The sequence below is a fragment of the Vibrio sp. 10N.261.55.A10 genome, assembly GCF_041470825.1.
Classification (GTDB): Bacteria; Pseudomonadota; Gammaproteobacteria; order Enterobacterales; family Vibrionaceae; genus Vibrio; species Vibrio crassostreae_C.
In genome coordinates this window covers 68649-92616 of the sequence record NZ_JBFRNC010000054.1, presented here as the reverse complement: position 1 = coordinate 92616, position 23968 = coordinate 68649, and the positions used below count along the sequence as shown (strand labels likewise).

The 23968-nt window shown below is 44.9% G+C and carries 23 protein-coding genes; 5 read left to right on the top strand and 18 right to left on the bottom strand.

All coding sequences use genetic code 11. The features are described 5' to 3' along the window. Positions 1 to 103: 103 nt before the first annotated feature. From nusB to AB4274_RS17000, 12 genes are all read right to left on the bottom strand, one after another. Complete coding sequence (gene nusB, locus AB4274_RS17055) at positions 104 to 571, bottom strand: transcription antitermination factor NusB (RefSeq protein WP_004734399.1); 468 nt, start codon at positions 569 to 571, stop codon at positions 104 to 106. After that, positions 571 to 1041 carry a 6,7-dimethyl-8-ribityllumazine synthase gene (gene ribE / locus AB4274_RS17050; RefSeq protein ID WP_004741508.1) on the bottom strand — a complete coding sequence of 157 codons (471 nt, stop codon included), beginning with the start codon at positions 1039 to 1041 and terminating at the stop codon, positions 571 to 573. The genes nusB and ribE overlap by 1 nt, the downstream gene beginning before the upstream one ends. 295 nt (positions 1042 to 1336) lie before the next feature. Next, entirely contained in the window at positions 1337 to 2446 is a 1110-nt protein-coding gene (gene ribBA / locus AB4274_RS17045) for a bifunctional 3,4-dihydroxy-2-butanone-4-phosphate synthase/GTP cyclohydrolase II (RefSeq protein ID WP_017060784.1), read from the bottom strand. Positions 2447 to 2554: 108 nt separating this feature from the next. Next, entirely contained in the window at positions 2555 to 3211 is a 657-nt protein-coding gene (locus tag AB4274_RS17040) for a riboflavin synthase (protein ID WP_102319946.1), read from the bottom strand. 69 nt (positions 3212 to 3280) lie between these two features. Next, entirely contained in the window at positions 3281 to 4360 is a 1080-nt protein-coding gene (gene ribD / locus AB4274_RS17035; protein ID WP_017060785.1) for a bifunctional diaminohydroxyphosphoribosylaminopyrimidine deaminase/5-amino-6-(5-phosphoribosylamino)uracil reductase RibD, read from the bottom strand. A gap of 40 nt (positions 4361 to 4400) precedes the next feature. Beyond that, positions 4401 to 4850: a transcriptional regulator NrdR gene (gene nrdR / locus AB4274_RS17030; RefSeq protein WP_004734394.1), complete on the bottom strand. Its 450-nt coding sequence runs from the start codon at positions 4848 to 4850 to the stop codon at positions 4401 to 4403. Between the two features lie 156 nt (positions 4851 to 5006). Next, entirely contained in the window at positions 5007 to 6257 is a 1251-nt protein-coding gene (locus AB4274_RS17025) for a glutamate-5-semialdehyde dehydrogenase (protein WP_372112697.1), read from the bottom strand. A 66-nt stretch (positions 6258 to 6323) separates the two neighbouring features. Continuing rightward, entirely contained in the window at positions 6324 to 7508 is a 1185-nt protein-coding gene (proB, locus tag AB4274_RS17020) for a glutamate 5-kinase (RefSeq protein ID WP_012604650.1), read from the bottom strand. A gap of 76 nt (positions 7509 to 7584) precedes the next feature. Next, complete coding sequence (gene crl, locus AB4274_RS17015) at positions 7585 to 7974, bottom strand: sigma factor-binding protein Crl (RefSeq protein ID WP_372112696.1); 390 nt, start codon at positions 7972 to 7974, stop codon at positions 7585 to 7587. 144 nt (positions 7975 to 8118) lie between these two features. Continuing rightward, entirely contained in the window at positions 8119 to 9372 is a 1254-nt protein-coding gene (gene frsA / locus AB4274_RS17010; protein ID WP_017060788.1) for an esterase FrsA, read from the bottom strand. 89 nt (positions 9373 to 9461) lie between these two features. Then, positions 9462 to 9926, bottom strand: a complete 465-nt coding sequence (gene tet(34), locus AB4274_RS17005) for an oxytetracycline resistance phosphoribosyltransferase domain-containing protein Tet(34) (protein ID WP_009847475.1) — start codon at positions 9924 to 9926, stop codon at positions 9462 to 9464. Positions 9927 to 10010: 84 nt separating this feature from the next. Beyond that, on the bottom strand, positions 10011 to 11300 hold the full coding sequence (locus AB4274_RS17000; RefSeq protein WP_017060789.1) for an NCS2 family permease: 1290 nt from the start codon (positions 11298 to 11300) through the stop codon (positions 10011 to 10013). A 1063-nt stretch (positions 11301 to 12363) separates the two neighbouring features. On the opposite strand from AB4274_RS17000, the gene AB4274_RS16995 reads away from it, so the two are divergent. Beyond that, positions 12364 to 13836, top strand: a complete 1473-nt coding sequence (locus AB4274_RS16995) for an aminoacyl-histidine dipeptidase (protein WP_017060790.1) — start codon at positions 12364 to 12366, stop codon at positions 13834 to 13836. 138 nt (positions 13837 to 13974) lie between these two features. Here AB4274_RS16995 and AB4274_RS16990 read toward each other — a convergent pair whose 3' ends face one another. Next, positions 13975 to 14514, bottom strand: coding sequence for a DUF3332 family protein (locus tag AB4274_RS16990; protein WP_017069508.1), 540 nt, complete (start codon positions 14512 to 14514; stop codon positions 13975 to 13977). A gap of 271 nt (positions 14515 to 14785) precedes the next feature. On the opposite strand from AB4274_RS16990, the gene AB4274_RS16985 reads away from it, so the two are divergent. Next, positions 14786 to 15832: a succinylglutamate desuccinylase/aspartoacylase family protein gene (locus AB4274_RS16985; protein ID WP_017060792.1), complete on the top strand. Its 1047-nt coding sequence runs from the start codon at positions 14786 to 14788 to the stop codon at positions 15830 to 15832. 202 nt (positions 15833 to 16034) lie between these two features. Here the strand turns inward: AB4274_RS16985 and AB4274_RS16980 are convergent, their stop codons facing one another. Continuing rightward, positions 16035 to 16352: a DUF3622 domain-containing protein gene (locus AB4274_RS16980; RefSeq protein ID WP_017056240.1), complete on the bottom strand. Its 318-nt coding sequence runs from the start codon at positions 16350 to 16352 to the stop codon at positions 16035 to 16037. Between the two features lie 354 nt (positions 16353 to 16706). On the opposite strand from AB4274_RS16980, the gene AB4274_RS16975 reads away from it, so the two are divergent. Then, the gene (locus tag AB4274_RS16975; protein ID WP_372112694.1) at positions 16707 to 17714 is read left to right on the top strand and encodes an adenosine deaminase; all 1008 of its coding nucleotides are present in this window, start codon (positions 16707 to 16709) and stop codon (positions 17712 to 17714) included. A gap of 69 nt (positions 17715 to 17783) precedes the next feature. Here AB4274_RS16975 and AB4274_RS16970 read toward each other — a convergent pair whose 3' ends face one another. Beyond that, positions 17784 to 18968, bottom strand: a complete 1185-nt coding sequence (locus tag AB4274_RS16970; protein ID WP_372112692.1) for an NnrS family protein — start codon at positions 18966 to 18968, stop codon at positions 17784 to 17786. 288 nt (positions 18969 to 19256) lie between these two features. On the opposite strand from AB4274_RS16970, the gene AB4274_RS16965 reads away from it, so the two are divergent. Further along, positions 19257 to 19811 (top strand): gamma-glutamylcyclotransferase family protein, encoded by a 555-nt coding sequence (locus tag AB4274_RS16965; RefSeq protein ID WP_017060795.1) that lies wholly within the window; start codon positions 19257 to 19259, stop codon positions 19809 to 19811. Between the two features lie 46 nt (positions 19812 to 19857). Here AB4274_RS16965 and AB4274_RS16960 read toward each other — a convergent pair whose 3' ends face one another. After that, positions 19858 to 20196, bottom strand: a complete 339-nt coding sequence (locus AB4274_RS16960; RefSeq protein WP_372112691.1) for a tRNA-binding protein — start codon at positions 20194 to 20196, stop codon at positions 19858 to 19860. Between the two features lie 197 nt (positions 20197 to 20393). On the opposite strand from AB4274_RS16960, the gene AB4274_RS16955 reads away from it, so the two are divergent. Next, positions 20394 to 21392 carry a substrate-binding domain-containing protein gene (locus tag AB4274_RS16955; protein WP_372112689.1) on the top strand — a complete coding sequence of 333 codons (999 nt, stop codon included), beginning with the start codon at positions 20394 to 20396 and terminating at the stop codon, positions 21390 to 21392. Between the two features lie 219 nt (positions 21393 to 21611). On the opposite strand, the gene galM is transcribed toward AB4274_RS16955, so the two are convergent. Next, positions 21612 to 22691 carry a galactose-1-epimerase gene (gene galM, locus AB4274_RS16950; protein ID WP_017063325.1) on the bottom strand — a complete coding sequence of 360 codons (1080 nt, stop codon included), beginning with the start codon at positions 22689 to 22691 and terminating at the stop codon, positions 21612 to 21614. A 111-nt stretch (positions 22692 to 22802) separates the two neighbouring features. Continuing rightward, positions 22803 to 23963, bottom strand: coding sequence for a galactokinase (galK, locus tag AB4274_RS16945; RefSeq protein ID WP_017060799.1), 1161 nt, complete (start codon positions 23961 to 23963; stop codon positions 22803 to 22805). Positions 23964 to 23968 lie beyond the last annotated feature (5 nt).

The window sequence follows — 23968 nt, the reverse complement described above, 5'->3', positions numbered from 1 at the left end:
TCTTTAGTCTCATAAAAATCGCCGTAATCATGGATATTACAGAAATTTAGTTACAAAAAAGGCCAGCATAAAAGCTGACCTTTAGATTCAATATACGAACGTCTTATTTCTTACGAACGTGCGGTGCAGCTTTATCAAGCACACCGTTAACAAACTTATGGCTGTCTTCTGCTGCAAATACTTTTGCAAGCTCGATAGCTTCGTTGATAACCACTTTGTATGGTACATCTTCGCGACGAGTCATCTCGTACATAGCTAAACGTAGAAGCGCTAGTTCCATCAGATCCAGATCTTGCATAGGGCGAGATACGAATGGACGAAGCTTGCTATCAAGTTCCATGTGGCTAAGAGCAACACCAGTTAGTAGGTCGCGGAAGTATGCAACGTCTGTTTCTGGCATAGCAAGAGCAGGCTCTGCAGCATGATGCTCTTCTTCATCATACTTACCACCAGATAAGAACTGTTCTTCAACGGTAGCAATATTTTCTTTAGTAATTTGCCAAGAATAAATTGCTTGTAGAGCAAATTGACGTGCGTTACGACGTGCGGCTGGTTTCACACTGGCCCCCATTAGGAATCGATTTCAGAAAGAACGTTGATCATCTCAAGTGCGCTAAGTGCTGCTTCTGCACCCTTATTACCAGCCTTGGTTCCTGCGCGTTCAATAGCTTGATCGATCGTATCAACAGTAAGAACACCAAACGCTACTGGAAGAGAATATTCCAGAGACACTTGTGCCAAACCTTTATTACATTCACTACAAACATAGTCAAAGTGAGGTGTACCGCCACGAATTACTGTACCAAGAGATACAATCGCATCGAACTTACCTGTTTTTGCAACGCGCTGCGCTACAAGTGGAAGTTCTACTGCACCAGGGCAACGAACAACAGTGATGTTGTCTTCGCTTACTTGTCCATGACGCTTTAAAGTATCGATTGCACCAGAAAGTAAACTTTCGTTAATAAAACTGTTGAAACGAGCAATAACGATAGCAATTTTTGCATTTGGCGCTGGGAAGCCACCCTCGATCACTTTCATAAGCCTTCCTTTAACTATTTTCATCAAGTGAGAATCGCCGGATTCTAGCACAAAACTGTGAGCAATATCTAATGGTAATTTAGAAGAACAGACACCGGCAATGTAAAGATGATAATGCAGCGCTGATCCCAAGCATATAGGAACAGCGAGTAACCAAGTTTGTGTGTTGAACACGTTTTGAGTCGGACTTGGCTACTTTGCTCTTTTGGCAAGATTTATCACCAAAAGAGCCACTGAAATCATCGGTAAATTATGTTGCTACAAACGGAGAAACGTCTGCTTGCTAACGCATGGTTTATTCGCAAACGTACTCAACAACGTTAAGGCCAAAACCACCCAATGCGTGGTAACGCTTAGTGCTTGAAGAAAGCAGACGCATATCGTGCACACCTAGATCTTGAAGAATCTGAGAACCGACACCAACACGACGCGAGGTACCCTGCTTCTTCGCCATAGTTGGCTGCTCGTTCTTGTCTTGCGCTTCGAATGTCTTCACTTTGTGAATCAAAGAATCAGACGACTCTTCGTTGCCAAGAATAACCAACACACCGCCTTCGTCGCCAATACGCTTCATCGCTTTATCTAGCGACCAGCTGCGTTCAGTACCACGGTCTGAATGAAGCAGATCGGTGAACGTGTCATGCAGGTGAACACGTACCAAAGGAGCACCTTCAGATAGGTCGCCTTTTTGCATCGCGTAGTGGATCTGGTTATCAATTGTATCGCGGTAAGTCACCAGCTCGAAATCACCGAATTCAGTTGGTAAATGGCATTGTGCTACACGCTCAATCGTTGTTTCTGTGTTGTTGCGGTATTCAATCAAGTCAGCAATCGTGCCTAGCTTGATGTCATGCTTTTCTGCGAACACTTCAAGATCTGGGCGACGAGCCATAGTACCGTCGTCGTTTAGGATCTCAACGATAACCGATGCTGGCTCACAGCCAGCTAAGCGTGCTAAATCACAGCCCGCTTCAGTATGACCAGCACGAGTGAGAACACCGCCATCTTGCGCGGTCAGCGGGAAGATGTGACCGGGCTGGACAAGGTCTGCCGCTTTTGCATCTTTCGCCACTGCAGCTTGAACCGTCACCGCACGGTCTGATGCAGAGATACCCGTTGTTACGCCCTCTGCCGCTTCAATCGAAACAGTAAAGTTAGTGGTGTACTGTGCGTTGTTATCTTGAACCATAGGCGCTAGACCCATGCGGTTTGAACGCTCTTTGGTTAGCGTCAGACAAATTAAACCACGGCCGTACATCGCCATGAAGTTAATCGCTTCTGGCGTCACATGTTCTGCTGCCATGATCAGATCGCCTTCATTTTCGCGATCTTCATCATCCATCAGGATAACCATTTTTCCTAGGCGAATGTCTTCAATAATTTCTTGAGGAGTACTAATTGGCATTGTTCTATATCCTTTGAAATGGTTCTGCTTCCTAGAACCGACACTATTTAAACCTGATGATATTGCTTCGCTTTACAAAGTCTCGCTTAACGCACTTTGTATCAACGGTTAGGCAAAACCATTCTGCTGTAAGAATTCCATCGTTAATCGAGATTCAGGCTCAGATTCTTGTTGCTGGCCTTGCAGTAAACGCTCCATGTAACGTGCTAATACATCAACTTCTATATTCACTTTACGACCGACATTGAATTGGTCGATGGTGGTTTCTGAAGAAGTATGAGGAACGATAGTCAGCTTGAATGCGTTCTTACGTAAATCGTTCACAGTCAGGCTAATGCCATCAACTGTTACTGAGCCTTTTTGAGCCACGTATTTTGAGATTTCTGCTGGCATTTCTACCCAGAATTCAATCGCACGGCCAACTTGGTTACGTTCAACAATCTCACCCACGCCATCAACGTGACCAGACACTATATGTCCACCGAAACGCGTGGTTGGTAACATTGCTTTCTCAAGGTTAACTTTATCGCCCGCTTGGTAATCGACAAAACCCGTTTTTTTCAGGGTCTCAAGCGAAAGATCTGCACTGTAGCTGTGGTCGTTATATTCAACAACTGTCAAACACACACCATTGGTAGCGATACTGTCGCCTAACTTAACGTCAGCCATATCAAGCTTACCAACATTAACCGTTACGGTGATGTCTTCTCCGCGGGGAGTGATTGCACTCAATGTACCTACGGCTTCTACAATTCCTGTAAACATTTTAAAACTCTTTTTGTTGTCAACGACACGTATGTAGTTGGAGTAACTATTTCCACTGTGGTTTCGTTACTATCTGTTTCGAAATACGGGTTTCGCAACGATGCGAATATCCACACCAACCTGTCGAACATCTTTAATTTCTAGGTCAATAACGTCAGACATTGAAGTGAGCCCTAATGCACCCATCAAACCTCGTCCGTCACTGCCCATAAGTTTAGGTGCTAAATAAAGGATTAGCTCATCCACCAGCTGCTCTTCAATCAAGCTTTTTGCCAATGTTGCGCCCGCTTCGACCCAAATATGGTCGATATGATTGGCAGGTAATTGACGCATCAGATCGTGCAAATCGAGCTGACCTGCATCTGTGGTTGCGACTTCAATATCAGCAGATGCTTCGGCAACTCTCAACACCGATGTTGGAGTCTGGAATAACTTGAGTTCAGGACGCAGTTGGTTTTGACGATCAAGAATCACGCGAATCGGCTGACGCAGCTCGTCTTCAGCGTAATGACCTTTGATACTGCTTGGCAACTCTGCCCAACGAACATTCAACGACGCGTTGTCTTCAATCACCGTCTGGCTAGTTGACAACACAGCGCCTGATTTTGCTCGGTAGTTCTGAACATCACGACGTGCTTCTGGCGATGTGATCCACTGGCTTTGGCCATTTTCCAATGCCGTTTGCCCATCAAGGCTAGCGGCCATCTTTAACTGAACGAATGGCATGCCAGTTTGCATACGCTTGATAAATGCAGGGTTCAAGTCGAGAGCGTCTTGCTCTAGCAAACCGATTTCAACCTCAATACCCGCATCGCGTAGCATTTTGATACCACGACCTGCGACTTTTGGGTTTGGGTCCTGCATGGCACAAATCACTTTGGCTACTTGAGCCTTAATCAAACCTTCAGCACAAGGCGGCGTTCGACCGTAATGAGAACAAGGCTCTAGCGTGACATAAGCCGTCGCACCTTTTGCTTTGTCGCCTGCCATTCGCATGGCATGTACTTCAGCATGAGGTTCGCCAGCTTTGGCATGAAAACCTTCACCAACGATCTGACCGTCGGTTTGTACAATGACACAACCCACATTAGGGTTTGGCGCAGTAGTGTAAATGCCGCGTTTTGCTAACTGAATAGCACGCGACATCATTTGAAAATCTAGGGGAGTAAAGTTTGACATGATTGAGGAGTTAATCCTCTAATTTAGCGATTTCTTCGCCAAACTCTCGGATGTCTTCAAAGCTGCGGTAAACAGAGGCAAAACGAATGTACGCCACTTTATCCAATTCTTTCAATTGGCCCATCACAAGATTACCAATCATCTCGCTTGGTACTTCACGCTCACCAGTTGCACGGAGTTGTGACTTAATCGTACTGATCGCAAGTTCAATCGCGTCAGCACTCACTGGGCGTTTTTCTAGGGCGCGCTGTACACCACCCACCATTTTATCTTCATTAAATGGTTCGCGGTTTCCATTCGACTTTATGACTTTAGGCATCACAAGTTCTGCCGATTCGAACGTAGTAAAACGTTCACTACATGCAAGGCATTGACGGCGACGACGAACCTGATGGCCATCGGCTACCAGTCTTGAATCGATTACTTTAGTGTCGTTCTCTGAACAAAAAGGACAATGCATATCACCTCCAAATAATTGAATATCAGTGTAACGGAATTGCCAAACGTTAGGAAAGAAAAAGGGCCAATTAAGGCCCTTTTGTGTGGTGATTCATTGATTATTGCTACTCGACCGCCATTTCAAAAATGAGCTGAGGAGTAAAATTAACGACCAGCGTTAACCGCGGACTAAATAGTTCGCTTTACCTACCCATTTGTAGCTTGTCAGCTCTTCTAAGCCCATTGGGCCGCGAGCATGCAATTTCTGAGTAGACACGGCAACTTCAGCACCTAAACCAAACTGTGCGCCATCAGTGAAACGTGTTGATGCATTCACATAAACCGCTGCAGAACCAACAGAGTTAATGAAACGCTCTGAGCTCTCTAAGCTATTGGTCATGATCGCATCTGAATGACTCGCGTTGTGTACACGCATGTGGTCAATCGCTTCTGCCACATCCGCTACCACTTTCACGCCGAGCGTGTAGCTTAGCCATTCAGTGTCAAAGTCGCCTTCAACCGCATCACGTTGGTCTTCAAAACCCGCTAGCAGCGATTTTGCACTGGTATCAGCAACTAAGGTTACCTTGCCGGCTAAACGCTGTTTCAGCTTAGTTAGGAAAGCTTCAGCAACCGCTTCATGCACTAGCAGTGTATCTAACGAGTTACACGCCGATGGACGTTGAACTTTTGAGTTTTCGACCACATCGACAGATTTCTCAAGATCAGCGCTTTCATCAACGAAGATATGGCTGATACCAAAGCCGCCGATGATTACTGGGATGGTGCTGTTCTCTTTACACATCTTGTGCAGACCAGCGCCGCCACGAGGAATGATCATATCCACGTAGTCGTCCAGTTTAAGCAGTTGAGAAACGAGTTCACGATCAGGCTTCTCGATGTACTGAACAGAAGCGGCTGGAAGCTCCGCTTTCTCTAATGCAGACTGGATAACCTTAACCAGTTCCATGTTCGAGAAAAACGTCTCTTTACCACCACGTAGAATGCTTGCGTTACCTGTCTTCAGACACAGAGCTGCAATATCGATGGTTACGTTCGGACGCGCTTCATAGATAACACCCACCACACCAAGTGGCACGCGGCGGCGAGACAGTGACATACCGTTTTCTAGTACTTTGCTGTCAATTTCGCTGCCAACTGGGTCATTCAGGCTAATCACGTTACGAACATCGTTAGCGATACCGGTTAAGCGCTCTTCGTTAAGAAGTAGACGATCGAGCAGTGCGTCAGTTAAACCCGCTTCACGACCCAGTTCGATGTCTTTCGCGTTCGCTTCTAAAATCGTTGTTGCGTTTGCTTCTAGCTCATCAGCGATAATCGCCAATGCATTATTCTTTTGCGCCGTAGATGCGGTCGCTAGGTGGAAAGCAGCGTCTTTTGCTGCGATACCCATGTTAGTTAAATCCACGTTTAACTCTCCCTAAATTCTGTCTGTCTTTGGATGCAAAAAGGTGATTCACCCTATCATCACGAGCTACTCTTGGATTACAACTAGGTCGTCACGGTGAATGACTTCTGACCCATAATCGTATCCAAGGATGTCGCCAATATCTTTACTGTGCTTGCCTGCAATTTTTGCTAGGTCTTGGCTTGAATAACTGGCGATACCACGCGCAATTACTTTGCCTTTGCTGTCTGTGACTTGGGTAACTTCACCACGAGAGAATTCGCCTTTAACTCGAACAACCCCTTTCGCCAACAAGCTGCTGCCTTTGGTGTTGACTGCGTTTACTGCGCCGTCGTCAACCACGATGTCACCTGCTGAAGCAGGGCCCGCTAAAATCCAGCGTTTACGGTTTTCAAGCGCTTCCGCTAAAGGCAAGAAACGTGTGCCTTGTGGGTTATCACTCAGTGAATCAAACACCACATTTTCAGCACTGCCCGCAGCAATAATCACTTCGATGCCTGCGCGACGAGCAATGTCAGCCGCCTGCAGTTTTGTCGCCATGCCGCCAGTACCCAACGTAGTACCGCTGCCACCTGCGATCTTACGCAGCGTGTCATCAATGGTTTTCACTTCTTTGATGAGCTCAGCATTTGGATCTTTACGAGGGTCAGCCGTAAACAGGCCTTTTTGGTCTGTTAGTAGCAAAAGCTTATCAGCACCGCACAAAATACCCACTAAGGCCGACAAGTTATCATTGTCGCCCACTTTAATTTCGTTGGTTGCTACTGCGTCGTTTTCGTTTACTACCGGAATAATATCGTGCTCAACCAGTGCGTTGATCGTGTCACGTGCATTAAGAAAACGCTCGCGATCATCGAGATCAGCACGAGTCAGTAGCATCTGGCCAATCTTAAGGCCATAGATAGCAAACAAAGACTCCCAAACTTGAATCAACTGACTTTGCCCAACTGCCGCAAGCAACTGTTTGCTCGCCATTGAGTTGGGAAGTGCGGGGTAACCAAGGTGCTCACGTCCTGCTGCAATTGCACCAGACGAAACCATAACCACAGAGTGGCCTTGTTTTTTTAATTCAGCACATTGACGAACCAGCTCAACCATATGAGCGCGGTCTAATGCCAATGTTCCACCAGTTAAGACACTGGTACCCAGTTTAACAACGACAGTTTTACGCTGTGTTGTTGTCCCGCTTTGATGATTTGTTGTCATGAAGTCTTTTATGGATAAAACAAATAAGAGGTGATGTTTTAGCAATCAAAAGGGGAATTCACAAGCAGAAAAGGTGCGAAATCGCACCTTTTTGCTTTATATAGAAGAGTAACCTTTAAAATTAGACGAATTCGACAGACTCTTCGTCTAATTGGATACTGATTTCAAACTTACTTTGAAGTTCATCAACCAGTTTCTTGTGGAAGGCTTCTTGAGTTCGAAAGACCTCAGCGACCGCCTTTTTAGGTAACGGCAAAGAATCCCAGTTACCATCGATGTTGTACTTGCCGATATTGTACTTCGCCGAATATCCCTCTTCCGACTTATCCAATTCCAGCCACCAGCCCCAGAACTCGCGTTCTTCTGGTGATTTTTTATCGTTCACACATACAGACAAGCAATCAAAGATATAGTGGCCTTCTTCTGATTGCGGTTCCCTTAAGTAAGGCCCGATCGCCTTTAAAACATTCAACAAGCGGTAATGCGTAGGTTGTTGTGTCACTTCTGACATATTGAATCTCCATTTTCAATGTTAAGAATGACGTTACTCAGACTGTTATACGTAGAAACTACGCATTTGGATTTTATAAATGACCTCTGAGTATCAGGTACTTAGTTTGTACATTTTTCATGCTTAACTAATTTAGGAGAAATGTCATCTAAATAATTCATCCTCAAGCCACTTTATCGCCAATTCGAGGGATTGCTCATAACCTTGTGTAATTGACTTAGCTTTGATTTTCTTCGCTTTTCCGTAATCACTGTAAATAGCAACCAGTTGATTATCCATTGGCGGTGAAACCGGGTCGCCTTCCAGAGCCAATGCCAAGATAGGAACACTGGTTTTACTGTTTGACAGCAAACCTTGTACCTTGAGTGACCACGCCATCAACTGCCCAGAAAGGCTATTGATATCGACCGCCCCTTTACCAAGGCGCGAAGCCAACACATCTAGATGCATTTTAGGCATCTGCTTAAGTTTGTCTGCATGAACAAAGATATCGTGAATTGGCGCGCCTAAAGAAATACACGCTTTAATCTTATGTTGCTCGAGGAAAGATAATCTCACCATCGCATTGCCACCGAAGCGGAAACCAAACAAGCCGACTTTGTGGTGATCGACCCATGGGATGTTAGGCAATTCATTCAGCACTGCTTGGTGAAGACAAGATGAGTCTTCTGTTAACGGCCAATGTGCACTGTGCCCTATTGATGGCATGTCTACCGTTAACATAGCAATGTTCTTAGGTGCTAAATAATCCCTAAACAGGCGCCACATATCGGTTTGCAAGCTATCTAGACCCGCGCTGACAATCACAACCGGTTGTGGTTTATCTGTCTTGGTTAGATGCAAGTTCGCTTTGATCTTCTTGTTTTGGTATGGAATATCAATCTGCTTGACGATCAACTTAGTGTGCTTGATCGCTTCAGAATACGCTGCGTTGGCCAACACTTGAGCCTGAGCTGCCAAGTTGTCGTTCTTGAGGTGTGGGTAACCCGCAATACTGAAGCACAACGATGCGGAAAATAGCTCTTCAGCCATCTCTTCACCATTCTTCTCATTAGAACGATTTTGATGCTGCATACCCAGCTTGGTCCATTCGTATGCCCAGTTACCACTTCGGTAACCCATGACCGTATCAAGCCACTCATCGGTTGTACGAGAGTTATCTGATGACGCGATGCGAGCCAATACCGCTTCCTGCTCTATTGGATTAACGCCTTGCCATACCCACTGAAGACGTCTTAGGTTTCGATACCATGATGAGTTTTGCTGTTCACGTTTCTCATCCAATAGCGCTTCAGAGCTTGGCATGTATTGTGTCAACATTGAGGTCTCTTTCGCTTGCTTGTGCTTTACAAACAAAGTTTCCGAAAGGTTCGAGCTCGTTTCTTCTGGTTCAGACATTGGGATACTTAATAAGAAATGGTTGTCACTAATAATATAAAAAAAAATGACCCTATAAAGGGTCATTTCTCAAAAAACTAAGTTTACGCTTATTTTGACTTGCGATTTACTGGCTCTACGTAGCTTAGGCTAGTATCCCAAGGTTGCTCAATCCATGTGTCTTGAGCGATATCAACAATGTACTCGTCTAGCAAATCAGCGCCAGATGGTTTTGCACATACAGCGATCAGTTTCGCTTTAGGGTACATTTCGCGAAGCTTACGTGCAGTGTCACCACTATCAACCAAGTCTTCAACGATTAGGAAGCCTTCGCCGTCACCTTCAGGTGCTTTAACTACTGTCATATCACGTTGGTGATCGTGGTCGTAGCTAGAAATACAAATCGTATCTACGTGACGAATACCTAGCTCACGAGCCAAGATTGCACCAGGAACCAAACCACCACGGCTTACTGCCCAGATGCCTTTCCACTGCTCTGCTGGCATTTGCTTTTCAGCAAGTTGACGGCAGTAAGTCTGCATGTTGTCCCAAGTGATAACGAATTTGTTGCTCATAGTATAAAACCTAATAATTTTGTCATGTTATTAGAGGCTATTTCAAACATAGCCTCTTCAGCGATTAAGCAGAAATCTAGACGATTAAGCGAAAATGTATTTAAGAATAAAGATAGCCGACATTACCCACACAGCAGGTGAAACGTCGCGACCTTTACCACTTAGCAGCTTAATTGCAGCGTAAGCGATGAAACCTAGTGAGATACCCTCAGCGATAGAGTACGTCAGCGGCATAAGCAGACATGTTACCACGACTGGTGCTGCTTCCGTAAGATCACGCCAATCAATGCCAACTAGGCCAGACATCATCAGAATTGCTACATAGAAAAGTGCACCTGATGTTGCGTAAGCCGGAATCATACCTGCAAGTGGCGAGAAGAAAAGAGCCAGTAGGAATAAGATACCAACAACAACAGCCGTTAGACCGGTACGGCCGCCTTCAGCAACACCCGCAACACTCTCAACATAAGAAGTAGTATTTGATGTACCTAGCAGTGCACCAATAGATGTTGCTGTAGAGTCAGCAAGCAGTGCTTTGTTCAAGCGAGGTAGTTTGCCGTCTTCTTTGATTAGGTTTGCTTTCGTTGCAACACCAACCAGAGTACCCGCTGTATCGAACAAATCGACGAACAAGAACGCGAATACCACTGAAATCATACCGATTTCAAATACAGCAGAGAAATCAAGCTGCATGAATGTAGGAGCAAGGCTTGGTGGTGTAGACATGATGCCGCCGTATTGAACGTCACCAATAACAATGCCAAGAGCTGTGATAGCTAGAATCGCAATCATTACTGCCCCTTTCACGCCACGGTGAACAAGAGCAATCGTTAGGAAGAAACCAAGTGAGCCTAGGATAGGAGCAATCGCGGTAATGTCGCCCAGTGAGACTTTAGTTGCTGGGTTAGAAACAACGATGCCTGCATTGCTAAGCGCAATAAACGCTAGGAAAAGACCGATACCTGCAGAGATACCAACACGCAGAGACATAGGGATCGAGTTGATAATCCATTCACGGATCTTAAAGATGCTTAAGAAGATGAAGATTACGCCTGATACGAAAACCGCTGCCAGAGCAACTTGCCACGTATAACCCATACCCATTACAACAGCGTAGGTAAAGAATGCGTTCAAACCCATGCCTGGAGCTTGAGCAATTGGGTAGTTAGCAACAAAGCCCATGATGAAACAGCCAATAGCAGCCGCTAAACAGGTTGCTACAAATACAGCGCCATGGTCCATACCAGCATCAGCTAGAATCATTGGGTTTACAAAAATGATGTAAGCCATTGTTAGGAAGGTTGTTAGACCTGCGATGATTTCAGTGCGCACATTGGTGCCATTTTCACTGAGTTTGAATAGCTTTTCGAACATTATCGAATCCTATAAGGGTAAAAAGTAAACGGTTGCGTAATCGATTGGCTGTGGATTATAAAGTTATCAAATAACAAATTCCAGATAGAATTAAGGCTCTAATCGATATTTATCAGAATGCCGTATGAAACAAAGCGATTAAAAATGAAGATATCATCGATAAATAACCATTAAAAACAAACAATTAACAACAATAGACTCACTAAAACTAGTTGGTTGTTTTTTCTACCATCGGTTATTTTCATTGATAATCTAGCCAGTAAATTCTGAATTCAAACTCACAATAGTTATGTATTTTTCAACAGGATCAGTAATAAGGCGCAAATTGATATTTCGGCGTTTAAAAAACAACCACGCAGAACAGCAAGGAAAGTGACAAGCGAAAGCGGTTTGGAAAAGTAGCAGGCAAAAAAAACGCCACTCAAAACTGAGTGGCGGTAGAATCTGTCAACCAAAAGGGCTGTAAAAGAATTCCAATATATAGGGGTGAACAAAACTGTTCGAGTTACATGCTTACGGTATTAGTAACCAAAGCTTGTAGGGTATGCAAAGTTGCTAGTGTAAACAGAGCTGTTAATCCAGAACATTGCAGATGGTAAACCTTTCATAACTATCACCTTAATAAATCAATAAAAAACGAATTTGATTTCTCGGTTCCTTGGAGGCGATAAAACGGACTCATCCTTTGAGCATTTACTCTTCATCTCAGAAGTTGGTTATTAATATACCCTAAAGAAAAAAGATTACAAGTATTTTTTGCTATACGTCACATTTTTGGCCATTTGCGGTTATTTTGCAAACTTATTTTGTAATAAAATTACAAAATAGAATTAAACAAACGTTTGCCTGCTCCATTTATAAGCATCAAGGCGCTTAGCTGTGATCAGATGGACAAGATCGCTTTCAAAATTTGAGCTATTTGAGGTTTAGAACCGCTACTCGTCAAAACGCTCAAGTGGTATGCTGTTGCCATCAAAACAGACCCATATTTTAGATTTTTGTTCTAGGTTTTCCCCCATGCAAAACCTAAATATATGGTTATTAAATAAAAAAGGAGTCATCCGTGTCTGAATTCCATTCTGAGATCAGTAAATTATCCCCTGCCCCTATCTGGCAGTTCTTCGATAAGATTTGCTCAATCCCACACCCTTCTAAGCATGAAGAAGAGCTTGCTCAATACATTATTGCTTGGGCAACAGAGCAAGGCCTAGATGTACGTCGTGACCCAACGGGTAACGTATTCATCAAAAAGCCAGCAACGGCGGGTATGGAAAACAAAAAAGGTGTAGTGCTACAAGCTCACATCGATATGGTTCCACAAAAGAACGAAGACACAGTTCATGACTTTGCTAAAGATCCAATTCAACCATACATTGATGGTGAGTGGGTTACAGCTAAAGGCACAACGCTTGGCGCTGATAACGGCATGGGCATGGCTTCTTGCCTAGCGGTTCTTGCTTCAAACGAAATCCAGCACGGCCCTATCGAAGTTCTACTAACAGTAGATGAAGAAGCAGGCATGACTGGTGCTTTCGGTCTTGAAGCGGGTTGGTTAGAAGGCGATATCCTTCTTAACACCGATTCAGAGCAAGAAGGCGAAGTGTACATGGGTTGTGCTGGCGGTATCGACGGCGCAATGACATTTGAAATTGCTCGTAATGCGATTCCAGCTGACTTCGTAACACGTAAGCTAACGCTAAAAGGCCTAAAAGGCGGTCACTCTGGTTGTGACATCCACACAGGTCGTGCAAACGCAAACAAACTGCTTGCTCGCTTCCTAGCGGGTCACGCAAAAGAGCTAGACCTTCGCATCGTCGAATTCAAAGGTGGTAGCCTTCGTAACGCGATCCCTCGTGAAGGTTTCGTAACGGTTGCTGTTCCTGCGGCAAACCAAGAAAAACTGGCTTCACTATACAACTACTACACTGAGCTGCTTTCAACAGAGCTAGGTAAAGTAGAAGACAGCATCGTGACTTTCAATGAAGAAGCTTCTGTAGAAATGGGCGCACTTGCGTCAGCAGACCAAGCTCGCTTTATCGCGGCACTTAACGCATGTCCAAACGGCGTGATTCGTATGAGTGACGAGATTGAAGGTGTTGTGGAAACGTCTCTAAACGTAGGTGTTATCACAACAGAAGAGAACTCAATCACAGTACTTTGCCTGATCCGCTCTCTTATCGATTCAGGTCGTAGCCAAGTAGAAAGCATGCTTCACTCTGTTGCTGAACTAGCAGGCGCTAACATCGCGTTCTCTGGTGCTTACCCAGGTTGGAAACCAGACGCAGATTCAGAAATCATGCATATCTTCCGTGACATGTACGAAGGTATCTACGGTCACAAGCCAAACATCATGGTTATCCATGCTGGTCTTGAGTGTGGTCTATTCAAAGAACCTTACCCGAACATGGATATGGTTTCTTTCGGCCCAACCATCAAGTTTCCGCACTCTCCTGATGAGAAAGTGAAGATCGACACCGTTGAGCTATTCTGGAACCAAATGGTTGCATTGCTTGAAGCGATCCCAGAAAAAGCTTAATTCGATAAGCTATGTTTGTTCAGTAAATGGTGTTTTACAGTAAACACCGTTTATCTGAGACAAAATAAAACAGGTACTCAATGAGTACCTGTTTTTGTATCTAATCTTTGTAGCTACTACTTGTGACTAAATAAACAATTAAGCGCGTGAAGCCGCGTAGCTTTCTAGCTCATCAATTGAAGTTTGTGCCACAACTTCGCCATCGATGAAGTACGTCACCATCTCGCCATCACGAACACCGATTAACGTCGCACGCTCACCAGACTGGTAAGTAATGTCCATTTGGATCGTGTTTTCATCAATCTGCTGCATTTGACCTTTTTCGATCACATCTGCACTCGTGATAGGACCCACTGGCGCTTCCGTTAGAGACGGATCAAGTTGGTGGTTGATGTCTAGGTAAGTATCAGTCTTAGTATCAAAGATGTGCGGAGCACCTGTTAGTGGGTTGCTACCAGTCCAGAACTCTAGTGAGTTGAATACTATGTAATCGGCAGCAACTGTTAGACCGTATGCAGGTGCAAGTAGAATGTTCAAACCACCACGAGCGTAACGGTTATCAACAGCCTTGATGTTGAACTTCATTAGGTAACCCGTTACTGCGTTGCTACCAACACAGCCAGATAAAGCAACAGATACCACCGCTAGTGCTACAACTTTTGAAATTGTTTTTTTCATTTTGATCTCAATATTTGAATTTGGCCGCCAAAAAATGGCGGTGGATAATACCAACGAACTGAATGACAAATATCAGCTCTAAGTTAATGTATTGTCATAAAATTCAAAATTTTAAACACCCTTCAATTAGCCAGATAAAAAACTGAAACCAATTCAGAAGCCCCTTCATAAAAAACTTTTGTCGTCACCGTAAAGCGATTGATTCGTACTAAAAATCAACGATTGCTACATTCCGTGTTAACGAATTATCACCATGTTGAGAACAACCTAAATGGCAAGACTAAAACCTAATCAACCATTCGAATTACTTGGTTATACTGTTCAGCCAGGACAGCGAATGGAGATTGAACTGCAAGCGGCTCAGCTTTACACGCATTCTCCACTTTCGATCCCGATTGAAATTATTCACGGTCGCCAAGCAGGCCCAACACTGATGGTAAATGCGGCTATCCACGGCGATGAGCTAAACGGTGTTGAGATTGCACGACAACTGACCAATGCGATTGATCCAAAGAAACTGAAAGGGACATTAATTGTTGTGCCTATCGTTAACGTATTTGGCTTTATCCATAAATCTCGTTACCTACCAGACCGTCGTGACCTAAACCGTTGCTTCCCTGGCAGTGAGAAAGGATCGTTAACATCACGTATCGCTTACACCTTCTTTGAGAACGTGGCAAAGCACTGTGATTACATTCTGGATCTACACACGGGCGCGATTCACCGTACCAATCTGCCACAGATTCGTGCAAACCTATCGAACCCTGAGACACTGCGCATCGCAAAAGCGTTCGCAACACCCGTGATTATTGATTCTCCACTGCGCGACGGTTCACTGCGTAGCGAAGCGGAAAAACTGGGTATTCCTGTATTAACTTACGAAGGTGGTGAAGCGCTGCGTTTTGATCACCTCGCGATTCGTGCGGGTTACCTTGGCGTGCATCAAGTGATGAAAGAAATCGGCATGCTGCGCCCTAACCGTAAGAAGTTACCAGAGCCAGTATTGAGTAAATCCACCAGCTGGATCCGCGCTGAATCAGACGGTATTTTGCGTAACATGGTAAGACTTGGCGAACAGGTTGAAGCAGGACAAACCCTTGCTTACATCAGCTCTCCATTGGGTCACCAAGAAGGCCAAGTGATCACAACCAAAGGCGGTATCGTGATTGGTCAGCAAACTCTGCCTTTGGTCAACGAAGGTGATGCTGTGTTCCACATCGCTTACTTCAAGCAAGACGATGAAGAAGTAGGACAATCAGTAGAAAGCTACATTGAAGAAGTGGCAGAAGACGATTGGCTAACTGCACTGAATAACTGATCAGACAATGCTTAACAGTTTAAGAGCTCGACGTTAAAAGCGAGAAGCCAAACCGAGCTCTTAAACACAATAAAACAGAACTCCACAAACTAAAAAGCCCCAATACACTTTTAACTATAAAGAAAAAAGTTGTATCGGGGCTTTTTTTTCACAAATCCCTTATCTTAAAATTAAGGGATCTATAAATTAGTCATGCACTGAATTACTCAGCGTCTTCTTGCTCTTCTGCACGAGCTTTAGCGCGCGCTTCACGTGCTTGCTCAGCTTTAAGCTCTTTAGTGTGACGTAGTTCGTCACGCTCTTTACGCTGCTCTGATTTACGCTCGTTACGTTCAGCTTGGTTAGCGATGAAAGATGCTAGCTCTTTCTCTGCCCACTCTTGTGCTAGAGCTTCAGTTTCGAAACCAGACTCACGCTTAGATACTGTAGTGCTGCGAGACGTTACTTGACGAGTAATCTCTGCACACCAACCGTTGCGTTTTTCTGTAAGGCGGATATCAAATTTTTTGTTCTTAGACATGTTCTATTTTTTCCTAAGGGAGATCATTAAGGGATCGGTCAACTTTGATAACTCCATCTAAGTGAGCATCTTTTAACACCATCCCTTGGTAAGCGCGGTATTAGAGCACAAATCAATGAATATTGCTGCAAATATTTGCAGCGGATCACACTCCAATGCTGCAAATCGTTTGCGCCTAATTTCAATCGGTTCATAACTCTCGGTTCACCATCAACTTCTATCCTATTTTATCGATAACAATGAAATGAACTATGCTCAAACAGAGATAAATGAAAGAGATACCTGCTTGCTCAGGTTTATAGACTCTACTGTCTCACCTACTCCGCTCATAATTAAAATAGCTAAGGAGTTGCTATGGATAGCTTCATCAAAAATTTACCCAAAGTTGAGCTGCACTTACATATAGAAGGCACATTAGAGCCAGAGCTGATGTTCCAACTCGCCAAGCGTAATAACCTGTCGATTCCCTTTGAGACCCCAGACCAAGTTCGAGACGCGTACCAGTTCCACAATCTTCAATCCTTTCTCGATATCTATTACCAAGGTGCAAACGTACTGATTCATGAACAAGATTTCTACGACCTGACGTGGGCTTATCTGTTGAAGTGTCAGCAAGATAATGTGGTTCATACTGAGATCTTCTTCGACCCTCAGACTCACACTGAACGCGGCATTGACTTTGAAGTCATCGTTGGCGGGATTACTCGAGCTTTGAATCAAGTGGAGCAAGAGCTTGGTATCAGCAGCCAACTGATCATGTGCTTTCTGCGTCATCTCGATGAAGACAGCGCTTTTGAAACACTCAAACAAGCCCTTCCTTATAAAGATAAGATCATTGCCGTTGGGTTAGATTCATCAGAACAGGGCAATCCACCAGAGAAGTTTAAACATGTATTCCAAGAAGCGATCAACCAAGGCTTTCTGACTGTCGCGCACGCCGGAGAAGAAGGCCCAGCACAAAATATTAGCGACGCACTGAGCTTGCTAGGCATTACCCGAATTGATCATGGCGTTCGCTGTGTAGAAGATGAAGAGTTGATGGAACAGCTAATAGCAAAACGTACACCACTGACCGTCTGCCCGCTGTCGAATACCAAGCTCAAGGTGTTTGAGACCATGCAAGAGCACAACATCGTCGAGTTGCTGAGAAAAGGGCTGTGCGTCACCATCAATTCCGATGATCCGGCTTACTTCGGCGGCTATATGAATGATAACTTCCTCGCCGTCGCCAATGCTCACCCAGTGACCAAAAACGAATTGGCGCAGTTCAGTATTAATGCCATCGAAGCCAGTTTTATCTCGCCTCACGCCAAAGAAGATCTCATTGCACAAGTGCGCCAATATCTTGCTGCGAATACTTAATGAGTTATCAAGATCAAAAAAGGGAAGCTCAGTGCTTCCCTTTCAAAATGGGTTCGAGAATCAATAGGCTTAGCCTGGGTGACCATCCACTCTTGGTGTTAAAAGCATCATGCCGAACTTCCAGATAAACAACCCAAATGCTAACGTCCATAAACCCGCGCTGATATTCACCATCTCAAATAAATACGCAGGGAAGAAAGTCACACCTACGCTGCGAACCAAAGCCGCGACAAAAATAGCCGAGAACGCCAAAGCCATACTTGGCCCTTTATAGATAGCACGGCCAGTATGTCCCATTGTCACGCGCGTGATCATCGCCAGAATTAACCCACTCAAACCGCCAATCGCAAACAGGTGCAGCATGTTATGGCTCGCGAACGGGTTATCTAGCAAACCGCGTAACAGCAAGCTGAGAGGGATACATAGGTAAGCCGCATGCAGCGACCACACCAAGGGTTCTGATAGTGTTGTCCAAGGCTTCCAGCGGATAAAGCGCACCAACTGTGTCACACCTGCAAATACCATCAACTCATTGCCGACTTGAGCAAAGGTCAATGGGAAGAAGCTCAACACAAATAAGCCAACCAAAGGTAGATTGGCTAACCATTCCAACCAAACCAAGGGCTGCGCTTTTTCGAAATCAAAACGACGCGCTGTAAAGAATGGGAGCACTCGCCCACCCATCACTGATAACAGCAAGGTAAACCACCACAACATAGCCTGCCAAACTGCAGACGATGGGAATGGAGGCATCCCCTTAATGGTCGCGTAACTAGCAAAGTTCGCCACGATAGCCAATATAAACAGTGGCACAAAGAATAGATTCTTCCAGCCTTTCGACTTCACGACTCGGAAACCAATTTCGTAGGCGGCGAAGATTAAGAACAGCGCCTCAACCGACGAGATCAGCCATAACGGAGCGGGTGTCCAAAATAGAAGGCGAGGTGCAAGCCATAATCCCACTAAGGCAGCCAATCGATAATGCTTAGTGCCATTGACTCCCGTCCACGTTTGTACTGCCGTTAACACAAAACCGACCACTATCGCCATTGAGAAACCAAACAGCATCTCATGCACGTGCCACCACAGTGCGGGAACTTTTAAAATCTCAGGCTGACCGTTTTGGAACATGATGACCCAAGCGACAATCGCGATCACTGCATAGAGACTGCCTAAAAAGAAGAAAGGTCGAAAGCCTAAACGCAGGTAGGCTGGAATCGCGTCTTCTACACTTTTATCTGTGATATTTAACAAACTCGCTCCTAATTCTCAGATAAGCGGCCAAGGTATTACCTAAACCAAATTTTGTGTGCATCAAATCCGATGCAATATGCAGATCACATTGCATGAAACGCGCCAATTAGATAAAACCAGTAAAAACAGCGACTAACGAGATTCAACAGCCAATAAACAAGTCAAAAAAACACAACCAAAAGAGTCATAAAGACCTATATATGTATAAATAGAAACTTACTGACTTTTGGTATCTCGCCACATATAGTAAGACTAGACTTAAATGGAACAACTCAGACAAGGAATGCGATGTATATTTTTGGTTATGGCAGTTTAATCAACTCATCTTCACGCCAGCTTACCGGTCAGACAGGGCAAGCGATCCCTGCGATTGTTCATGGCTTAATTCGCCATTGGAGCAAGATCGATGACAGCTATGTCTTATCCCCTTTGATCGTCAATCTCGGCGAGGGACAAGTGAATGGTGTGTTGCTTGAGGTGGATGATATTGCACTGGCTGAGTTTGATCGCCGTGAGCGTGGTTATCACCGTATCGAATTAAAGGCCTCTCAGATAGAAAGCCAAGATGAATTCAAACAGGATCAACCGATCTGGGTTTACATCAAAGACGAGATTGAAGCACCTTGCGAAAACAGCCCTATCGTTCAAACCTACGTCGATACTGTATTAGCAGGATGTTTAGAGGTGTCTGAAAGCTTTGCGGCGCACTTCGTTAAACACACACAAGGTTGGCATCACCCATTAGAAAATGATCGCCACCAGCCTAAATACGGCAACCTTGCTGGGGTTTCCGATCACCACCACAGTGTGATTGATGGCTTGATACTGACCGTGCGCAGCTAGTTGATTTAGGTTGGTGAACACATTGACTCACCAACCTAAAATGAGCTTAAACGACACGAATACCTGCTGGCATCGCACGTTCAGGTGTTAGCAATACACTTTCAGATTCATCTTCCGTTTCTGCACAAAGCAACATGCACTCAGAAGTGTGGCCTCTCATCTTCGCCTTCGCTAGATTGCACAAAACAACAACCTGCTTACCCATCAACTCTTCTTTTGTGTAGTAAGGGACTAGGCTGGTCACCGTTTGCAGTGTCTTGTCACCAACATCCACTTGCACTTGCACTATGTAAAGCTTGTCGGCGTTTTCATGACGCACAACCTCAATGATCTTACCCACACGCATTTCTAACTTAGCAAAGTCACCATAAGAGACAGTATCCATTTCTCACTTCCTATATTGGTTTATTTTCACTCATTAAATCATTTACTAAAATTAAGTAAAATGTAAATGTTTACACTAGCATTAAGCCTAATAATTACAAGCGGTAAAGATCTCATTACTGGAAGTAAAATGAGAGTTTCGTTGCCTTACTATCATTGTCGGTGTTAAATAGATGAAGCAATGTATAGAGGTTAAAAATGGCAACAATTAAAGATGTAGCAAAGGAAGCTGGTGTTTCTGTTGCAACCGTATCTCGAGTGATCAACAAGTCTCCCAAGGCGAGTGCAAGCTCGGTAGAGTCTGTAACTAAAGCGATGTCTAAACTTGGCTATCGACCGAATGCCAATGCTCGAGCGCTGGTAAGCCAAAGCACGAACACTGTTGGTGTATTGGTCGGTGACATCTCCGATCCCTTTTTTGGCACGCTGGTTAAGGCTGTCGACAATGTCGCTCGTGAGAACGGAAAACATATCCTTGTCGGTAATGGCTCGCACGATCGTGAAGAAGAGAGACAAGCGATTGAATTGCTGATTAACAGCCGTTGTGACGCCCTGGTGATCCACTCTAAAGGCCTCACCGACGAAGAACTGATTGCCTATGCAAAAGAGGTCAAAGGCTTAGTACTGATCAACCGTTATATTGCTGAGATTGCCAACCACTGTATTTTCTTAGACAACAAAAAAGGTGCGTATCTTGCGACGGAATATCTGATCCGCCATGGCCATAAGAACATTGCCTGTATCGCCTCATCGCATAGCATTGAAGATGCCGATGAGCGTATCCAAGGTTACTTAGCGGCACTCTCAGATTACAAAATAGCGCTCTCTGACAGCTATATTGAATACTCAGCGCCGACCAGTGACGGTGGCGAATACGCCATGACTAACCTTCTGACTAAGTCACTGCCAATCACTGGCATTGTGGCGTACAACGATTACATGGCAGCTGGTGCTTTGTCTGTCCTTGATGAAAACGGTATTCAAGCGCCAGACAAAATGTCGATCATCGGTTTCGATGATGGTTTGATTGCCCGCTATGTTCATCCAAAGCTCACCACTATTCGCTACCCGATTCAGATGATGGCAGAGAAAGCGACACGACTCGCGTTGCACTTCGCCAAAGGTGAAAACACCTCAACTGAACCAATGATGTTCTCTCCAACTCTGGTACGCCGTAATTCGGTAGAGAAAGTCTAGGTTCTGATCGACTCATCAAGCAATAAACAAAAAAAAGCCCTAACAGAATCGCTTCTGTTAGGGCTTTCCTACCTTACTCAGATACTCAACAATCGCGCTTAATAAACCGCACTCTTGTTGAGCGCCACTTTTGCTCATCCCCCAAGAACAACGCGATAATTCACATCGTCCTATTCACAAACAAAAGATATTGACGTAACCGCTTTGAGCTAGAGCGTACTAGTTTGAAGAATCCCCCGAAAATTCAAACTGGTAACAGGTACTGTAGTTATATTCTTGTTCAGGCTTGAGAATACAACTGTCCTGCTTCCACTCTGGGTGGTTAGGAGAGTCAGGTAAGAACTGGGTTTCTAGCGCCAAACCAGCGTAGTCTTCATAGCTGCCACCACTTCGGTTTGGTGTGCCACCAAGCCAGTTTCCGGTGTATAGCTGCATCGCAGGTTTGGTTGAAAATACTTTTAGTGTGACGAGCGCATCCGGTGAGGTTACGGTCGCGGCGCATTGAGTGCGTTTGCAGCCATCAGCCAATAAGAAAGAGTGGTCGTAACCCTTTGCTGCTTTCTGCTGTTCATCGCCCAACAAACGCTCTGAGATCATCATAGGCTGATTGAAGTCAAAGCTGGTCGATTTCACTGATTTAAGGTTACCTAACGGAATACCCACCGAATTGGTAGGTAAGAACTGATTAGCATTGATACTGACAATGTGTGACAAACAATCGTGTCCAGCTTCAGCGCCAAGTAGATTGAAGTACGCATGATTCGTTAGGTTGACTACAGTCGGCTTGTCTGTGGTTGCAGAGTAATTAATGGACACTCGATTGTCTTCGGTGATGTCATAACGTACCGACACATTCAAATTCCCCGGGAATCCTTGGTCGCCATCAGCAGACTCTAGACTGAACACCACTGACGTTTCGGTTTGCTCGGCAATATTCCAACGGCGTTTATCAAATCCGTTCGGGCCACCATGTAAGGTATTGCCCGCTTGGTTGGTTTCCAGCTTGTAATTCTGACCATCAATTTTGAAACGACCATTAGCAATGCGGTTAGCATAACGGCCAACGGTTGTGCCCATATAGCTGGCTTGTTTATCGAAGTTCTCCATTGAGTTAACACCCAACAACACTTCTCTTTTGTTTCCCTTTACTGGCAGGATACAGCTCAACCATGTTGCACCAATATCCATGAATGTCACTTGAATCCCATGCGTATTTGATAGCGTCACTAACTGAGCGGGTTGGCCATCATAGGCTGGAGTCTGCGCCATGGATTGATGCAGGTTTTGCTCTTGTGTCATTCTAAATTCCTTCTAGTGCCAGTAAAAAGCCTCTACCTGAAGTAAAGGCTTTAGCATTTGGCCTACCATGATCTTTTTACTTGGTAAGCTCTATATTAAGTCTCGAAGCCGTTAGATTACTTCAACTAAGCCTGCTCCGTCTTTCGCTTGGCACACATAAATAGATTCTTTTAGCCCCGTCGCCGCTTGATATTTCTGTTCAACGGTTGTTTTGATTTCATCAACCAATGCAGGTGGAACCAATGCCACAATACAACCACCGAAACCACCGCCAGTCATACGCACGCCACCTTGTTCACCGATCACTTCTTTGACCATATCAACCAGCGCATCAATCTCTTTCACCGTGATTTCAAAATCATCACGCATTGATGCATGCGATTCAGCCATCAACTCGCCCATACGCTTCATATCATGAGTGCGTAGAGCTTGAGCCGCTTCAACAGTACGGTCATTTTCAGTAATCACGTGACGAGCACGTTTCGCGACCATTTCATCCAATTCAGACTCTTTCGCTTTGAATTGCTCAATGGTCACATCACGAAGTGCCGGAACACCAAAGATGCGCGCCGCTTCTTCACACTGTTCACGACGTGTGTTGTATTCGCTGTCGACTAAGCCGCGTTTCTTGTTTGAGTTAATGATAACCACAGCCATATCTTCTGGCATTGAAACCGCTTGAGTCTCTAGGCTACGACAATCCAAAAGCATCGCGTGGTTTGCGCGACCTTCTGCAGAGATCATTTGGTCCATGATGCCGCAGTTACAGCCCACAAATTCGTTTTCGGCCTGCTGACCATTTAGCGCCACTTCAGCTTGGCTGATCTCTAGGTTATAAAGCACCTTGAATGTTTGACCAATCACCACTTCCAGCGCCGCAGAAGAACTTAAACCTGCACCTTGAGGCACGTTGCCCGTTACAGAGATGTCTGCACCTGTAAATTCAAAGCCGCGACCTTTTAAGCACTTCACCACACCACGAATGTAGTTAGCCCACATCTTGTCTTGTTGGAATGTGATCTCTTGAGTTAAATCGAACTCATCGACTGCATTACCGTAGTCCACTGATACTACGCGAACAATGTTGTCGTCACGCTTAGCCGCGGCGACTACCGTTTGGTAGTTAATGGCACACGGTAGAACAAAACCATCGTTGTAGTCAGTGTGCTCGCCGATCAGGTTCACACGACCTGGTGCTTGGATAATATGAGTCGCTTGGTAACCAAGGACTTGCTCAAAAGATGCTTTCACGTTTTGGATTAGGTCAGACATAAGTA

What these genes read in the sequence shown, in the direction of transcription:
- AB4274_RS16975 (WP_372112694.1), top strand. Translation starts at nt 16,707, where the DNA reads ATGGATAGCTTCATCAAAAATTTACCCAAAGTTGAGCTGCACTTACAT.
- AB4274_RS17040 (WP_102319946.1), bottom strand. Translation starts at nt 3,211, where the DNA reads ATGTTTACAGGAATTGTAGAAGCCGTAGGTACATTGAGTGCAATCACT.
- AB4274_RS16985 (WP_017060792.1), top strand. Translation starts at nt 14,786, where the DNA reads ATGGCAAGACTAAAACCTAATCAACCATTCGAATTACTTGGTTATACT.
- ribBA (WP_017060784.1), bottom strand. Translation starts at nt 2,446, where the DNA reads ATGCCAATTAGTACTCCTCAAGAAATTATTGAAGACATTCGCCTAGGA.
- AB4274_RS16990 (WP_017069508.1), bottom strand. Translation starts at nt 14,514, where the DNA reads ATGAAAAAAACAATTTCAAAAGTTGTAGCACTAGCGGTGGTATCTGTT.
- AB4274_RS16960 (WP_372112691.1), bottom strand. Translation starts at nt 20,196, where the DNA reads ATGGATACTGTCTCTTATGGTGACTTTGCTAAGTTAGAAATGCGTGTG.
- AB4274_RS16980 (WP_017056240.1), bottom strand. Translation starts at nt 16,352, where the DNA reads ATGTCTAAGAACAAAAAATTTGATATCCGCCTTACAGAAAAACGCAAC.
- AB4274_RS17000 (WP_017060789.1), bottom strand. Translation starts at nt 11,300, where the DNA reads ATGTTCGAAAAGCTATTCAAACTCAGTGAAAATGGCACCAATGTGCGC.
- galK (WP_017060799.1), bottom strand. Translation starts at nt 23,963, where the DNA reads ATGTCTGACCTAATCCAAAACGTGAAAGCATCTTTTGAGCAAGTCCTT.
- ribD (WP_017060785.1), bottom strand. Translation starts at nt 4,360, where the DNA reads ATGATGTCGCGTGCTATTCAGTTAGCAAAACGCGGCATTTACACTACT.
- AB4274_RS16965 (WP_017060795.1), top strand. Translation starts at nt 19,257, where the DNA reads ATGTATATTTTTGGTTATGGCAGTTTAATCAACTCATCTTCACGCCAG.
- nrdR (WP_004734394.1), bottom strand. Translation starts at nt 4,850, where the DNA reads ATGCATTGTCCTTTTTGTTCAGAGAACGACACTAAAGTAATCGATTCA.
- galM (WP_017063325.1), bottom strand. Translation starts at nt 22,691, where the DNA reads ATGACACAAGAGCAAAACCTGCATCAATCCATGGCGCAGACTCCAGCC.
- frsA (WP_017060788.1), bottom strand. Translation starts at nt 9,372, where the DNA reads ATGTCTGAACCAGAAGAAACGAGCTCGAACCTTTCGGAAACTTTGTTT.
- ribE (WP_004741508.1), bottom strand. Translation starts at nt 1,041, where the DNA reads ATGAAAGTGATCGAGGGTGGCTTCCCAGCGCCAAATGCAAAAATTGCT.
- AB4274_RS16955 (WP_372112689.1), top strand. Translation starts at nt 20,394, where the DNA reads ATGGCAACAATTAAAGATGTAGCAAAGGAAGCTGGTGTTTCTGTTGCA.
- nusB (WP_004734399.1), bottom strand. Translation starts at nt 571, where the DNA reads ATGGGGGCCAGTGTGAAACCAGCCGCACGTCGTAACGCACGTCAATTT.
- crl (WP_372112696.1), bottom strand. Translation starts at nt 7,974, where the DNA reads ATGTCAGAAGTGACACAACAACCTACGCATTACCGCTTGTTGAATGTT.